At 73.2% G+C, this 14,731-nt stretch carries 15 protein-coding genes and 1 riboswitch; of the genes, 12 read left to right on the top strand and 3 right to left on the bottom strand.

The window, feature by feature from the left end; all coding sequences use genetic code 11:
* Positions 1-41: 41 nt before the first annotated feature.
* Complete coding sequence (locus ACRYR2_RS05970; protein ID WP_432561918.1) at positions 42-1,256, top strand: NADP-dependent isocitrate dehydrogenase; 1,215 nt, start codon at positions 42-44, stop codon at positions 1,254-1,256.
* Positions 1,257-1,488: 232 nt separating this feature from the next.
* Here the strand turns inward: ACRYR2_RS05970 and ypfJ are convergent, their stop codons facing one another.
* Positions 1,489-2,409 carry a KPN_02809 family neutral zinc metallopeptidase gene (gene ypfJ / locus ACRYR2_RS05965; RefSeq protein WP_432561917.1) on the bottom strand — a complete coding sequence of 307 codons (921 nt, stop codon included), beginning with the start codon at positions 2,407-2,409 and terminating at the stop codon, positions 1,489-1,491.
* Positions 2,410-2,567: 158 nt separating this feature from the next.
* On the opposite strand from ypfJ, the gene ACRYR2_RS05960 reads away from it, so the two are divergent.
* Positions 2,568-3,695 (top strand): magnesium and cobalt transport protein CorA, encoded by a 1,128-nt coding sequence (locus ACRYR2_RS05960; RefSeq protein WP_432561916.1) that lies wholly within the window; start codon positions 2,568-2,570, stop codon positions 3,693-3,695.
* Between the two features lie 26 nt (positions 3,696-3,721).
* Positions 3,722-4,027 carry a membrane protein insertion efficiency factor YidD gene (gene yidD / locus ACRYR2_RS05955; protein WP_432561915.1) on the top strand — a complete coding sequence of 102 codons (306 nt, stop codon included), beginning with the start codon at positions 3,722-3,724 and terminating at the stop codon, positions 4,025-4,027.
* 1 nt (position 4,028) lies between these two features.
* Here yidD and purU read toward each other — a convergent pair whose 3' ends face one another.
* On the bottom strand, positions 4,029-4,886 hold the full coding sequence (gene purU, locus ACRYR2_RS05950) for a formyltetrahydrofolate deformylase (RefSeq protein WP_432561914.1): 858 nt from the start codon (positions 4,884-4,886) through the stop codon (positions 4,029-4,031).
* A 23-nt stretch (positions 4,887-4,909) separates the two neighbouring features.
* On the opposite strand from purU, the gene ACRYR2_RS05945 reads away from it, so the two are divergent.
* The 4 genes from ACRYR2_RS05945 (at position 4,910) to ACRYR2_RS05930 (ending at position 9,348) form a co-directional block, all read left to right on the top strand.
* Entirely contained in the window at positions 4,910-6,043 is a 1,134-nt protein-coding gene (locus tag ACRYR2_RS05945; protein ID WP_432561913.1) for an isochorismate synthase, read from the top strand.
* A 33-nt stretch (positions 6,044-6,076) separates the two neighbouring features.
* A riboswitch (ZMP/ZTP riboswitch) is annotated at positions 6,077-6,183 on the top strand.
* A gap of 31 nt (positions 6,184-6,214) precedes the next feature.
* Positions 6,215-7,510: a serine hydroxymethyltransferase gene (gene glyA, locus ACRYR2_RS05940; protein WP_432561912.1), complete on the top strand. Its 1,296-nt coding sequence runs from the start codon at positions 6,215-6,217 to the stop codon at positions 7,508-7,510.
* Complete coding sequence (locus ACRYR2_RS05935) at positions 7,507-8,394, top strand: bifunctional methylenetetrahydrofolate dehydrogenase/methenyltetrahydrofolate cyclohydrolase (protein WP_432561911.1); 888 nt, start codon at positions 7,507-7,509, stop codon at positions 8,392-8,394. The genes glyA and ACRYR2_RS05935 overlap by 4 nt, the downstream gene beginning before the upstream one ends.
* Before the next feature lie 129 nt (positions 8,395-8,523).
* Positions 8,524-9,348 (top strand): exodeoxyribonuclease III, encoded by an 825-nt coding sequence (locus tag ACRYR2_RS05930; protein ID WP_432561910.1) that lies wholly within the window; start codon positions 8,524-8,526, stop codon positions 9,346-9,348.
* A 21-nt stretch (positions 9,349-9,369) separates the two neighbouring features.
* Here ACRYR2_RS05930 and ACRYR2_RS05925 read toward each other — a convergent pair whose 3' ends face one another.
* On the bottom strand, positions 9,370-10,683 hold the full coding sequence (locus ACRYR2_RS05925) for an FAD-dependent oxidoreductase (protein WP_432561909.1): 1,314 nt from the start codon (positions 10,681-10,683) through the stop codon (positions 9,370-9,372).
* Between the two features lie 82 nt (positions 10,684-10,765).
* Between ACRYR2_RS05925 and ACRYR2_RS05920 the strand changes: the two genes are divergently transcribed.
* Genes ACRYR2_RS05920 through panD form a run of 5 tightly spaced genes read left to right on the top strand, consistent with a single transcriptional unit; the run spans position 10,766 to position 14,726 of the window.
* Positions 10,766-11,704 (top strand): ABC transporter ATP-binding protein, encoded by a 939-nt coding sequence (locus ACRYR2_RS05920; RefSeq protein WP_432561908.1) that lies wholly within the window; start codon positions 10,766-10,768, stop codon positions 11,702-11,704.
* Positions 11,701-12,576, top strand: a complete 876-nt coding sequence (locus ACRYR2_RS05915; protein ID WP_432561907.1) for a hypothetical protein — start codon at positions 11,701-11,703, stop codon at positions 12,574-12,576. Before ACRYR2_RS05920 ends, ACRYR2_RS05915 begins: the two co-directional genes overlap by 4 nt.
* Positions 12,577-12,607: 31 nt before the next feature.
* Entirely contained in the window at positions 12,608-13,546 is a 939-nt protein-coding gene (locus ACRYR2_RS05910) for an ABC transporter ATP-binding protein (RefSeq protein WP_432561906.1), read from the top strand.
* The gene (locus ACRYR2_RS05905; protein ID WP_432561905.1) at positions 13,543-14,280 is read left to right on the top strand and encodes an ABC transporter permease; all 738 of its coding nucleotides are present in this window, start codon (positions 13,543-13,545) and stop codon (positions 14,278-14,280) included. Before ACRYR2_RS05910 ends, ACRYR2_RS05905 begins: the two co-directional genes overlap by 4 nt.
* 38 nt (positions 14,281-14,318) lie before the next feature.
* Entirely contained in the window at positions 14,319-14,726 is a 408-nt protein-coding gene (panD, locus tag ACRYR2_RS05900) for an aspartate 1-decarboxylase (RefSeq protein ID WP_432561904.1), read from the top strand.
* The last annotated feature ends 5 nt before the right edge of the window (positions 14,727-14,731 follow it).

Here is a 14,731-nt window from a genome sequence, read left to right as displayed (position 1 = left end):
GACGTCGAGAAAGAGCCGATGGAGTCGGAGGGGACAGCACCGTGGCCAAGATCAAGGTTCAGGGACCGGTCGTCGAGCTCGACGGCGACGAGATGACCCGGATCATCTGGCAGTTCATCAAGGACCGCCTGATCCACCCGTACCTCGACGTCGACCTGGAGTACTACGACCTGGGCGTCGAGCACCGCGACGCCACCGACGACCAGGTGACGATCGACGCCGCGCACGCCATCCAGAAGGCCGGTGTGGGCGTGAAGTGCGCCACCATCACGCCGGACGAGGCGCGCGTGGAGGAGTTCGGCCTCAAGAAGATGTGGCGGTCCCCGAACGGGACGATCCGCAACATCCTCGGCGGCGTGATCTTCCGCGAGCCGATCATCATCAGCAACATCCCGCGCCTGGTGCCGGGCTGGACCAAGCCGATCATCGTCGGCCGTCACGCCTACGGCGACCAGTACCGCGCGACCGACTTCAAGTTCCCCGGCGAGGGCACGCTGACGGTCACCTTCACCCCCAAGGACGGCGGCGAGCCGATCGAGCACGAGGTCTTCCAGGCCCCCGGTGCCGGTGTGTCGCTGTCGATGTACAACCTCGACAGCTCGATCGTCGACTTCGCCCGCGCCTCGCTGAACTACGGCCTGGCCCGCGGCTACCCGGTGTACCTCTCGACGAAGAACACGATCCTGAAGGCCTACGACGGCCGCTTCAAGGACATCTTCGAGGAGGTCTTCCAGAACGAGTTCAAGGACAAGTTCGCCGAAGCGGGCATCACCTACGAGCACCGCCTCATCGACGACATGGTCGCCGCGTCCCTGAAGTGGGAGGGCGGTTACGTCTGGGCCTGCAAGAACTACGACGGTGACGTCCAGTCCGACACCGTGGCCCAGGGCTTCGGCTCGCTCGGGCTCATGACCTCGGTGCTGTCCACCCCGGACGGCTCGGTCGTGGAGGCGGAGGCCGCGCACGGCACCGTGACGCGCCACTACCGCCAGCACCAGCAGGGCAAGCCGACCTCGACCAACCCGATCGCGTCGATCTACGCCTGGACGCGCGGCCTCGCGCACCGCGGCAAGCTCGACTCGACCCCGGAGCTGATCGGCTTCGCCGAGAGCCTCGAGGACGTCGTCATCAAGACCGTCGAGAGCGGCAAGATGACCAAGGACCTCGCGCTGCTCGTCGGGCCCGACCAGGCCTGGCAGACGACCGAGGAGTTCCTCGCGACCCTCGACGAGAACCTGGCCGCGCGTCTGGCCTGACGCGCCGCATCTCCTGGGGGCTCGTCGCCTCCCCGAGGACGGTCATCGTCCTCGGGGGGGGCGGCGAGCCCTTCCGCGTCCCCCGGGGCACCGCGACCCGATCTCGCCGACCCGTTGCAGGGCAGGCTGTCCCACTGGAGTGCTCGATCACCGGAGTGTTCGATCACCGAGGGGTGGCCGGGGCAGGCCGCCGTGGTCGAGCACTCCGGTGGTCAAGCACGGCCGGGCCGCCTCAGCCCAGGTCGGCGGCCGCGAAGGTGTCGCACTGCGCCGGGTCGCCGGTGCGCAGACCCGTCGTGAACCACTGCTGCCGCTGCTCGGACGTGCCGTGCGTGTAGCTGCTGGGGTCGGTGGACCCGCCGCCCAGTTCGGTCTGGATGAAGTCGTCGCCGATGCGCCCGGCCGCGTCCAGGGCGCGGGCGACGTCGTCGTCGGTCAGCTCGGCGATCAGCGGGGCGCCGGAGTCGTCCGGCACCGTCGTGGCGTGGTTGGCCCACGTCCCGGCGAAGCAGTCGGCCTGCAGCTCCAGCCGGACGCTGCCCGACTCCGGCCCCGCGACGCCGGCCTGGACCTGGTCGGAGATGCCGAGCAGGTGCTGCACGTGGTGGCCGTACTCGTGGGCGATGACGTACGCGTCGACGAAGGTGCCGCCCTCGGCACCGAACCGGGTCCGCAGCTCGTCGAAGAACGACAGGTCCAGGTAGACCAGCCCATCGGCCGGGCAGTAGAACGGCCCGGTGCCCGAGGACGCTGCGCCGCAACCGGTCTGCGTCGCGCCGGCGAAGTACACGGTGTCGGTCGGCACGTAGTCCTGCCCCAGGACGCCGGTCCAGTAGTCCTGGATCGACTCGATGTCGGCCACGACGGCGCACTCGGCGCGCGCGTTCGCGTCGGCGCCGGTGCGGCAGGACCGGGCCAGCTCGGTGTTGTCGGCCGTCCCGCCGGAGGAGCCCAGCTGGTCGAACACCGAGCCCTGCACCCCCGCACCGGTACTGTCACCGCCTCCACCGCCCAGCACCTGGAACAGCACCACGATCAGCAGCCCGACGATCCCGAGCCCACCACCACCCACCGCGACGGCCCTGCCGCCGCCACCGCCGCGGCGGTCCTGGACACCGCCGGGGTCCAGGCTGGCGTCGTCCCGGTACCTCATGACCTGCCTCCTCGATCGAGCGTGCCGCCCAGCCTGCTGCCGACGCGGCCGTTGCGCCCTTCGGAGGGCGTCCGGCGTCCGGCGAGCCGGGCAGGCGGCACACTGGGCTGCCGCACGGTGCACCCACCGAGAGCCCGAGGACCCCGAGGAGGACCGCCATGCCCCGACGTCGACTGCCGCTGCCGTCGATGGGACGGCGCGGCATGGTCCCCTCCCGCAACCTCGCCCGGGACGGTGCCATCCCCTCCGAGCCGATCGCCCGCGGCACCAGCCTGGTCGACAGCGGGGTCTACGAGCGGGGCCGGCGCATCGCCTCCCCGACCGACCTGGCCGGGACGGTCGCGCGGCTGCGCGAGGACGGCGGCCGCATCGCCTGGATGGGGTTGTACCGCCCGGCCGAGCCGGAGCTGAACACCCTGGCCGCCGAGTTCGACCTGCACGAACTGGCCGTCGAGGACGCCGTGCTGGCCCACCAGCGGCCCAAGCTGGAACGCTACGGCGAGACCCTCTTCGTCGTCCTGCGCGCCGCCCGCTACGTCGACGACCGCGAGGAGGTGGAGTTCGGGGAACTGCACCTGTTCCTCGGGCACGACTTCGTCATCACGGTGCGGCACGCCGAGTCCCCGGACCTGTCCGCGGTCCGGCGGCGCATGGAGGCCGACCCCGAACTCCTGGCCCTGGGCACCGAGGCGATCCTCTACGCCATCCTGGACGCCGTCGTCGACGGCTACGGGCCGGTGCTGAGGGGCCTGGAGAACGACATCGACGAGATCGAGACCGAGGTCTTCAGCGGCGACCCGACGGTGTCCCGGCGCATCTACGAGCTGTCCCAGGAGGTCGCGGACTTCCAGCGCGCCGTGACCCCGCTGACCACGATCCTCACCGGGCTCACCGGGGGTTTCCAGAAGTACCGCGTCGACGAGGAGCTGCAGCGCTACCTGCGGGACGTCGCCGACCACGTGACCCTCGCCGTGGAGCGCATCGAGAACTACCGCAACCAGCTGCGCGACATCCTCACCGTCAACGCCACCCTCGTCGGCCAGCGGCAGAACGAGGAGATGCGGGCGCTGACCGAGGCCAGCTTCGCGCAGAGCGAGGAGGTCAAGAAGATCTCCTCCTGGGCGGCGATCCTCTTCGCCCCGAGCCTGGTGGGCGCCGTCTACGGCATGAACTTCGCGCACCTGCCGGGCACCGACGACGCCTGGGGCTTCTGGCTGGCGCTCCTGCTCATGCTGGCCAGCAGCGTCGTGCTGTTCGTCGTCTTCCGGCGCCGCGGGTGGCTGTGAGCCGATCCGGCGCCTAGCGTCGTCCCATGGGTACCCCACACGGCCTCGCCGCCTCGCTCGTCGACCGGGCCATCGCGCGCTACCAGCGCACGCTCTCACCCCGCAAGGGCTACTCCTGCGCGCACCGGCTGGCCCACGGCGGCGACTCCTGCTCGGCCGCCGTGCGCGAGCAGGTGCGCCGCCGGGGCGTGCTGCGCGCGGTCGCGCCCAGCGCGGTGCGGTTCCTGGCCTGCTACCGCGCCGTGGCGCTGCTGTCGCCCCTGGAGGTGCAGGGGTTCTGCTGCCTGGGCGGCATCCCCATCCCCTTCCGGTTCGGTGGCCGCGACCGCTGACTCAGCGGAAGACGACCGTGCGGTTGCCGTCCAGCAGCACCCGCTGCTCGGCGTGCCAGCGCACCGCACGGGCCAGCGTCCGGGCCTCCACGTCCTGGCCCAGGCGCACCAGTTCGGCGGGGGTGTGCCGGTGGTCGACGCGCTCGATCTCCTGCTCGATGATCGGCCCCTCGTCCAGGTCGGCCGTCACGTAGTGGGCCGTCGCGCCGATGATCTTCACGCCGCGCGCGTGCGCCTGGTGGTACGGCTTCGCCCCCTTGAAACTGGGCAGGAACGAGTGGTGGATGTTGATGGCGCGGCCCGACAGGTTGCGGCACAGCTCGTCCGACAGGATCTGCATGTACCGGGCCAGGACGACGAGTTCGACCTGGAGGTCGTCGACGAGTTCGAGCAGCCGCGCCTCGCCGGCCTTCTTCGAGTCGGCGTCGCCGGTGACGACGGGCACGTGCACGAAGGGGATGCCGTAGAACTCGGCGAGGGGCTGCAGGTCGGTGTGGTTGGACACCACGGCGGCGATGTCGACGGGCAGGCCCCCCGAACGGTGCCGGAACAGCAGGTCGTTCAGGCAGTGGCCCTGCTTGGAGCACATCACCAGCGTGCGCATCGGCTCGTCGGCCGCCGACAGCTTCCAGGTCAGGTCGAACCGGGTGGCCACGACCTCCAGGTTGGCGCGCAGCGCCTCGTCGCTCGCGGTGGCGTCGAAGGCGACGCGCATGCTGAACAACCCGGTGTCCGGGTCGCCGAACTGCTGGCTCTCGGTGATGTTCGCGTCGAGGGCGACGAGAGCTCCCGTCACGGCGTGCACGATGCCGGGACGGTCGGGGCAGGAAAGGGTCAGGACCCTCGGGCGCGTACTCACACGACGGAGCCTAGGCTGAAGAGGTGTCAGAACCCGAGGCGGTGGCCCTCGCCGTGCGAGCGGGCGCGACCGTCTTCTCCGGTGAGAAGTCCACCCTCGTCCAGACGGGCCCGCGACCGCTCGTGCCCGGGGGGTCGGGGCTGGAGCAGCTGCGCCGCACCACCGACGTCCTCGACGGGGTCGAGCGCGGGGTCATCGCCGCCGGCGCCGTCCCCTTCGACCTGTCCGGTCCGGGGGCACTGCGGCTGGGCCGGTCCGAGACCGTCCCGGGGCCGCTGCAGCTGCCGCCGACCGGCTCGCGCGGGCAGGTCACGGTGGAACGCAGCCGGCCCGTGCCCCCGCCGGAGGGCTACGCCGACAGCGTCCGCGCCGCGCTGACGCGCATCCGCGCCGGGCAGGCCCACAAGGTCGTCCTGGCCCGCACGCTGCAGCTGGAGGCCCTCGCCGACTGGTCGGTGCCCGAGCTGGTCGCCTCCCTGGTGGCCCGCAACCCCGGCGCCACGGCGCTGGCCGTCCCGCTGGACGACCCCGCCGACCCGCACGCGCGGTGGCTGGTCGGGGCGAGCCCGGAGCTGCTCCTGCGCCGCCGCGGCCCCAGCGTCCTGCTGCGGCCGCTGGCCGGGTCCATCCCGCGCTCGCCCGAGCCGGACGAGGACATGCGCCGGGCCGACGCGCTGATGGCCTCCGAGAAGGACCGCCGCGAGCACAAGTACGTGGTCGAGGCCGTGGTCGAGGCGCTGTCACCCTTCTGCCGCACCGTCAACGCCCCCGAGCCCGAGCTCGTCGCGACCCCGGCGGTGTGGCACCTGGCCACCCGCATCACGGCGCTGCTCAACGACACCGACACCACCTCGGTCGACCTGGTCGCCGCGCTGCACCCGACACCGGCCGTCGGCGGGTCCCCGCGCGAGGCCGCGCTGAAGGTCATCGCCGAGGTCGAGGGCCTGGACCGCGGCTGCTACGCCGGGGCCGTCGGCTGGCAGGACGTGCACGGCGACGGCGAGTGGGTCGTGGCCGTGCGCTGCGCCGAGGTCAGCGGGCGGTCGCTGCGGATCTTCGCCGGCGCCGGGATCGTCGAGGGATCCGACCCCGACCTGGAGGTGGCCGAGACCGCGGCCAAGATGCGCACCGTCCTGGACGCGGCCATCGCCCGCTGACGCGTGGATCGGCGGCCGCGTCCTGGGCTACCCTGGCCGCGCCGCGACTGGCGTGAAGGTGGGGTACCACCGGGGAGCGGCAACGGGTCCTCGACCGCGGGGGTCCGCCGTTCACGGGGTCGTCCGCCTGGGCTCCGCGTCGCCACCACCGCCGCCGTACGAGGAGCGAACGTGACCGACGTCCAGACCACCACCTCGGGCGTGACCGACCGGCCCCTGTCCGAGGTCGACCCCGAGATCGCCGCCGTGCTCGACGCCGAACTCGGCCGTCAGCGCGACACCCTGGAGATGATCGCCAGCGAGAACTTCGCGCCGCGGTCCGTGCTCGAGGCCCAGGGCTCGGTCCTGACCAACAAGTACGCCGAGGGGTACCCCGGCAAGCGCTACTACGGCGGCTGCGAGCACGTCGACGTCGCCGAGGAGCTGGCCCGCACGCGCGCCAAGGAGCTCTTCGGCGCCGAGCACGCCAACGTCCAGCCGCACTCCGGCGCCAGCGCCAACGCGGCCGCCATGCACGCCTTCATCCGCGGCGGCGACGGCATCCTGGGCCTGGAACTGGCCCACGGCGGTCACCTCACGCACGGCATGAAGATCAACTTCTCCGGCCGGATGTACGACGTGTCCGCCTACGGGGTGGACCCGCAGACGTTCCGCGTCGACATGGACGTCGTGCGCGCCGTCGCGCTCGAGGCCCGCCCCAAGCTGATCATCGCCGGCTGGTCGGCGTACCCGCGCCAGCTCGACTTCGCCGCGTTCCGCTCCATCGCCGACGAGGTCGGCGCGCACCTCATGGTCGACATGGCCCACTTCGCGGGTCTGGTCGCCGCCGGGCTGCACCCCTCGCCGGTCCCGCACGCGCACGTGGTCACCTCCACGGTGCACAAGACGCTGGCCGGTCCGCGTTCCGGGCTCATCCTCACCAGGGAGGAGTTCGCCAAGAAGGTCGACTCCGCGGTGTTCCCGGGTCAGCAGGGCGGCCCGCTCATGCACGTCGTGGCGGCCAAGGCCGTGGCGTTCAAGGTCGCCGGCTCCGAGGAGTTCGCCGAGCGTCAGCGCCGCACCCTCGAGGGCGCGCAGATCGTCGCCGAGCGCCTCACCGCCCCCGACGCCAAGGAGGCCGGCGTCTCGGTCCTGACCGGCGGCACCGACGTGCACCTGGTCCTGGTGGACCTGCGCGACTCCGCGCTGGACGGCAAGCAGGCCGAGGACCGGCTGCACGAGGTCGGCATCACGGTCAACCGCAACGCCGTGCCGTTCGACCCGCGCCCGCCGATGGTCACCTCGGGGCTGCGGATCGGCACCCCGGCGCTGGCCACCCGCGGTTTCGGCGCCGCCGAGTTCACCGAGGTCGCCGACGTCATCGCCCTGGCCCTGAAGCCCGAGTTCGACGCCGAGGCCCTGCGCGCCCGGGTGGCGAAGCTGACGGCGCAGTTCCCGCTGTACCCGAACGCGCAGACGTTCGCATGAGCGCCACCGTCCTCGACGGCAGGGCCGCCGCGGCGGCCGTGAAGGCCGACCTGGCCGAGCGCGTCGCGAGGCTGCGCGAGCACGGCGTCGTCCCGGGGCTGGGCACCGTCCTGGTCGGCGACGACCCGGGCTCGGCCAGCTACGTGCGCGGCAAGCACCGCGACTGCGCCGAGGTGGGCATCGCCTCGATCCAGGTGGAACTGCCGGCGACCGCGACGCAGGGCGAGATCGAGTCCGAGATCGCCCAGCTGAACGCCGACCCGGCCTGCACCGGGTTCATCGTCCAGCTGCCGCTGCCGAAGGGCGTCGACGCCAACCGGGTCCTGGAGATGGTGGACCCGGACAAGGACGCCGACGGGCTGCACCCGACGAACCTGGGCCGGCTGGTGCTGCGGGTGCGCGAGGAGATCACCTCCCCGCTGCCGTGCACCCCGCGCGGGGTCATCGACCTGCTGCTGCGCCACGACGTCCCGCTCGACGGGGCCGAGGTCGTCGTCGTGGGCCGCGGGGTGACGGTCGGGCGGCCCATCGGGCTGCTGCTGACCCGCCGCCACCCCAACGCGACGGTCACGTTGTGCCACACCGGAACCCGTGACCTGGCCTCGCACCTGAAGCGGGCCGACGTCATCGTCGCCGCGGCCGGGGTTCCCGGACTGGTGACGCGCGACCTGGTGAAGCCGGGCGCCGCCGTCCTCGACGTCGGGGTGTCCCGGGTGCTCAACCCCGAGACCGGCAAGAACCAGCTCACCGGTGACGTCGCACTCGACGTCGCCGAGGTGGCCGGGTTCGTGGCGCCGAACCCCGGCGGGGTCGGGCCGATGACCCGCGCGCTGCTGCTGACCAACGTGGTCGAGTCGGCCGAACGGGCCGCCGGCCTGCGCTGACACGCCACCCCGCTGGTGATCGTGCACGACCCGTGGTCGTGAACCGCGGCTGACCGCGGACACGGTCGTGCACGATCACCAGCGGGCGAGTGGTTCGCGGTGTCAGGAGCGTCGGGTAGCGTCCCGCGGGTGCCTGGCCAGGAGAAGCAGCTCGTCGTCGCGACCGTCAACGTCAACGGGGTCCGCGCCGCCGTCCGGCGCGGGATGCACCCGTGGCTGGAATCGCGCGACCCCGACGTCCTGCTGCTGCAGGAGGTCCGCGCACCCGACGAGGAACTGCGCAAGGCGCTGCCGGGTTACCGGCACGTCGCGCACACCGAGGCCGCCGCCAAGGGCCGCGCCGGGGTCGCCGTCGCGACGAAGGACGAGTTCACCGCCGTCCGCATCGGGTTCGCCCACGACCCCCACTTCGAGACCTCCGGGCGCTGGGTCGAGGTCGACGTCGACACCGCCGTGGGGCCGATGACGTTCGTCAGCGCCTACGTCCACTCCGGCGAGGTCGGCACGCCGCAGCAGGACGACAAGTACCGGTTCCTGAACGCCATGGACGTGCGGCTGGCCGAACTCGGCAAGACCGCCCAGGACACCGGCCGCGAAGCCCTCGTCGCGGGGGACCTGAACATCGGGCACACCGAACGCGACATCAAGAACTGGAAGGGGAACCGGGGCAAGGCGGGTTTCCTCGAGGACGAACGGGCGCACTTCGACCACTGGTTCGACGAGCTCGGCTGGGTCGACACCCAGCGCCAGGTCGCCGGGGACGTCGACGGGCCCTACGCCTGGTGGAGCTGGCGGGGGCAGGCCTTCGACCGTGACACCGGCTGGCGCATCGACTACCAGCTCGTCACGCCCGGGCTGGGGGAGCGGCTGACGTCGGTCGAGACCGACCGGGCCGCCAGCTACGCCGAGCGGTTCTCCGACCACGCCCCCGTCGTGGCGGTCTACGGGGCCTGAGCCCCGCGGTCGTCCCCGGCCTCAGCCCCGCAACTCCTCCAACGCCGGGAAGACCGCCTCCGACCACGTCGGGAACGCCCGCACGTGGTGCCACAGCAGGTCGACGTCGAGGCGGGCGCGGACGGCGAGCGCCAGTTCCGAGCCCCAGGAGTCGGCGTCCGGCCCGACGCAGGCGGCGCCGACGAGAACTCCGCCGGCGTCGGCGAACAACTCCACGCCGCCGGTGACCTCGCGGCGGCGCGAGAGCCGCACGAGGTCGGCGCGTTCGACGTCGCCGACCTCGAACCGGGCCGACCGGCCGCCCGGGACGCCGGCGGTGACGCCCACGCAGAACACGGTGGGGTCGGTGTAGACGGCGCGGGGGATCGCCGAGTAGTCGGCGTCGCGGCCACGGCCCAGGAGTTCCCCGACGACCGTGCGGGCCTGGTGGTTGGCGGTGTGGGTGTAGTCGGCGACGCCGGTGACGTCGCCGACGGCGAACAACCCCTCGACCGGTGCCCCACCGGCGTCGGTGACCCGGCACCGGGCGTCGGTGCGCAGGGCGCCGGAGCCGGTGAGCCACTCGTCGAGCCCGAGGCCGGCGGTCACCGGGGCACGGCCGGTCGCCAGCAGCAGCCGGTCGAACGGCAGCGTGGTGCCGGACTCCAGCCGCAGGCCCTGCGGCGTCACCTCCCGCGCCGGGTCGCCGGTGCGCACGTCCACGCCGTCGGCGGCCAGCGCCGCGGCGAGCACGCCCCCCACCCACGACGGCTCCCCGGACAGCAGGTGCTCGCCGCGCTGGACGAGCGCGACCTCGCTGCCGAGGCCGCGGTAGGCCTGGGCGAGCTCGCACGCCACCGGCCCGCCGCCGAGCACGACGAGCCGGTGGGGGAGCTCCTCGCTCGCCAGCGCCTCCTCCGACGTCCACGTCGCGGCGCCGGCCAGGCCCGGCAGGTCCGGGCGCACGGGTGCGCTGCCGGTCCCGACGACCACGGCCGGCGCCTCGACGACGTGCTCGTCCAGCTCCACCCGGCCGGGGGCGACGGTCCGCGCGGCCCCGCGCAGCACCAGCACGCCGTCGGCGGTGAGTTCGGCGGCCGCGGCGGAGTCGTCGCGCCCGGAGGCCGCGGCGTCGCGGACGGCTCGGGCGGCGACCCAGGACAGCCCGGCGCGCGCCGACAGCAGCAGGGACTTGGCGGGGACGCACGCCAGGAAGGGGCAGAACCCGCCGACGAACCCGCGTTCGACGAGGGCGACGCGGCGGCCGGCCCGCGCGAGCTGCTGGGCCACCATCTTCCCGCCCGATCCGGAACCGACGACGACCACGTCCGCGACGGTGTGACGAGAGGTGATCACCTCGTGATGGTTCCCGAAGGATTGACGTGCCGCGCGTCGAAGGGGGGACGCAGCGGGGTGCTGTGAGTGCTCTAGTAGGAGGGTGAGTGAACCTGCGGGACTGGAGTGTCTCGACGTCGGGAAGCGGTTCGGCACCGTGCAGGCCCTCGACGGCCTGACGATGACGCTGACCGCCCCCGCCACCGGCCTGCTCGGCGCCAACGGGGCGGGCAAGTCGACCCTGCTGCGCACGGCGCTCGGCCTGACCCGGCCCGACAGCGGCACGTTGCGCGTCCTGGGCCTCGACACGGTCCGCGACCGGTCCGAGGTCCGCCGCCGGGTGGGTTTCATGCCCGAGCACCCGTGCCTGCCGGCGGACATGTCCGCGCAGGACGTGTGCGTCTCGCTGGCCCGCATGCGCGGCCTGGGGCGGCGGGACGCCGTGCGCCGGACCAGCGAGGTGCTGTTCGCGGTGGGTCTGGAGGAGGAACGTCGCCGCCCGGTCGGCTCGTACTCCCTGGGCATGCAGCAGCGCACGAAACTGGCTCAGGCCCTCGTGCACGGACCGGACCTGGTCCTGCTGGACGAGCCGACCTCCGGTCTCGACCCGGCCGGCCGCGAGGAGATGCTGGCGATCGTGCGCCGGCTCTCGACCGAACTGGGCATCCGGGTCATCGCCAGTTCGCACGTCCTGGACGACATCGAGCGCACGTGCGACGAGGTCGTCGTTCTGCGGTCGGGAACGCTTGCGGCGCAACGCCCCGTGGCGGTGGGGCACGACCCGTCCGGCCCGGCCGAACTGCGGGTCTCCGGGGACGTGGCCGGTTTCGCCGCCGCGCTGGAACCCCGGCTGGCCGTGCTGGGCGTCTCGATCGCGCCGACCGCCGCCGGGGACATCAGCCTGAGTTCCAGCCCGGACGGCGCACTGGACGTCGTGCGCGACCTGGCCATCGAACGTTCCGTGGGGATCGAACGGCTGGCCCCCGCGGCCCGAGGACTGGAGGACGTCGTGGTCGACGCGATGGCGGGGGGTGCCCGGTGAGCGGGGTGAGCGGGGGCGCGCCGCGGGCCGTCCTGCACGACATCAGGTACTCACGGTTCACCGGGGCCCTGCGGCCCCGGCGCAGCGCGGTGGGCAGTTTCGTCGCCAGCGGGGTGCGCCGGCCGTTGGGGTTGCGGCGCAGCGCCGGCGCGAAGGTCTGGCCGTTCCTGCTGCTGGCGGTGGCGTACCTGCCGGCGCTGGCCGTCGTCGCGGTGCCGCTGCTGGTCCCGGCGGTGCAGGTGCAACCCACCGACCTCATCGACTACCCGCAGCTGCTGACGACGAACTCGGTGGTGCTGCTGGCGTTCGTGGCCACCTCCGTCCCCTCGATGCTCACCCGGGACCGGCGCGACCGGGTCCTGTCGCTGTACTTCGCGACGGCGCTGTCCTGGTTCGAGTACGTGCTCGGCGTGTTCCTCGCGGCGGCCGCGCTGCTGGCGATCATCGTCCTGGGGCCGATGCTCGTGCTGTTCGTCGGCTCCATCGCCACGGCCGACGCGCCCGGCGCGTGGTTCGCCGACAACGTCGGCGACCTGCCGCGGATCGTGGCGGCCGCGGCGCTGGTGGTGCTGTTCCACACCAGCCTGGGGCTGGCGATCGGCTCGCTGACCTCGCGGCGGGTGTTCGCCGTCGGCGGCTACCTGGCGGTCGTCCTGGTGGGGCCGGCGCTGACGGGGGTCGTGGCGGCGGTCACCGGTGACGAGTGGCCGTTCTCGCTGGACCCCTCCAGCGGACCGATCCGGCTGGCCACCACGTTCGTCGGCGGCGGGCTGGGGGATCCGGGGCTGCTGGCGTGGTTCGTCTGGGTCGTGGTCGTCGTCGGCGGGCTCGGTGTCCTGGCCGGCCGCTACGCACGGGGGAGCGACGCGTGACCCGGGCGGCTGAGGAGCGGAGGAGGCCGGCGTGAGCGCCATCGAGTTCGAGAACGTCAGCAAGTGGTTCGCCGACACCGTGGCGCTGTCCGACGTCTCGGTGCACATCGACGCCGGCGTCACCGGTCTGCTCGGCCACAACGGCGCCGGGAAGTCGACGGCGCTGACGATGCTGGCCGGGGGGACCCGTCCCAGCCAGGGGACGGTGCGCGTGCTGGGGACGGACCCGCACGCCGACCCGGCCGTGCACCGGGGCCTGGGGATCGTCGCCGACGGCGAGGCCACCTGGGCCCACGCCACGGCCCGCACCCAGGTGGAGTTCCTGGCCCGTCAGCGCGGGGTGAAGCAGTACCGCGCGGCCACCGGGGCGGTCCTGGACCGGGTGGGACTCACGCAGGCCGCCGACCGGCGCGTCGGAGGTTTCTCCAAGGGGATGCGGCAGCGCGTGAAACTGGCCCAGGCGCTCGTGCACGACCCGCAGGTGCTGCTGCTGGACGAGCCCCTCAACGGCCTGGACCCGGCCCAGCGCCGCGCGGACGTCGACCTGCTCGCCGCCCTGGGGCGCGAGGGGCGGACGGTGCTGGTGAGCTCGCACGTCCTGTCCGAGGTCGAGCGGATGGCCGACCGGGTGCTCGTCGTCGTCAACGGCCGGCTGGTCGCCGAGGGCGAGCCGGCCGGCATCCGGGAGTTGCTGGTCGACCGGCCGCGCACGGTGCGGCTGGAGGGGGAACGGGTGCTGGAACTGGCCGGGATGCTGCTGTCGGAGGGGTTGGTGGACTCGGTGCGCCGGGAGGGTGCGGGCCGCCCGGGCGTCCTCGTCGAGGCGCCGCGGGCGGTGGCGCTGGCCGAGGCGGTCCCCCGGCTGGCCAAGGAGGCGGGAGCGACGCTGCGCCGCGTCGAGGGCGTCGGGGAGGACCTGGAGAGCGTGTTCGCGCACCTGGTGCGCGCCGCGAGAGGAGCGGGCCGATGAGTGCGGTGGGCACGACGTTGTACGGGTTCTCGCTGCGCGGGATCCTCTTGCGCGGCCGGACGGCCGGTTTCGCGGTGCTGCCGCTGGTCGTGGCGGCCGTGACGTTCGCCGTCATCGCCATCACCAGCGTGCCCAGCCGGTACGGGGTGCAGAACACCTTCACCGGCAACCTGCTGACGGGGCTGGTCGTCCCGATCGTGGCGCTGGTGCTGGCGATCGGCGCCTTCGGGGACGAGCGGGACGCGCGGACGCTGCCGCTGCTTCGGGCCATCGCCCGGCCCCGCTGGCACACCCTCCTCGCGCGGTTCGCGGCGGCGTGGACGGCCACGGTCGTGGTGTGCCTGCCCGCCGTGATCGCCTGCGCCGTCCTGGGCCTGTCGGTGAACCAGCCGGCCGGCCGGGTGGTCGGCGGGGTGGTGCTGGCGACCGTGCTCACCTCGGCGGCCTACTGCGCGGTGTTCGTGCTGATGTCGCTGCTGACCCGCCGCGGGCTGCTGGCGGGGCTGGCGTACGTCGTGCTGTGGGAGACGTTCCTGGCCGGGCTCGCGCCGGCGCTGCGGGGGTTGTCGATCGGTTCCTACGGCCGGCGGGTCGCGTCGCTGGCGATCCCCGGCGACGTGCCGCTGGGGACGGTCGCCTCGACCGGGGTCGGCGCGTCGGCGCTCGTGCTGGTCGGGATCACGCTCGTCGCGGTCGTCCTGTCCGCCGTCCGGCTGCAGCGCATGGACGTCTGACCCCCTCCCGCACTCGCAGGGGGACCTACCATTCCCCGGTGCGACGAACCCTGCTCAACGGCAAGATCCACCGGGCCACCGTCACCCGGGCCGACCTGCACTACGTGGGTTCGGTGACGATCGACGCGGACCTGTGCGAGGCCGCGGACCTCGTCGAGGGCGAGCAGGTGCACATCGTCGACGTCACCAACGGCGCCCGGTTGCAGACGTACGTCATCGTCGGGCCGGCCGGGACGGGGCAGATCTGCATCAACGGGGCCGCCGCCCACCTGGTGTCGCCGGGGGACCTGGTGATCGTCATGTCCTACGTCGACCTCGACGAGGACGAGCGCGCCCGGCACGTGCCCAAGGTCGTGCACGTGGACGCCGCGAACCGCATCGTCGCCCTCGGCGACGACCTCGCCGAGCCCGTGCCCGGGGCGGCCGACCAGTTCGCCACCCGCTGACCCCC

The organism is Kineococcus deserti, assembly GCF_050871945.1.
Classification (GTDB): domain Bacteria; phylum Actinomycetota; class Actinomycetes; order Actinomycetales; family Kineococcaceae; genus Kineococcus.
The sequence above is the reverse complement of the archived record's forward strand: the minus strand, read 5'-3'. Positions and strand labels throughout refer to the sequence as shown.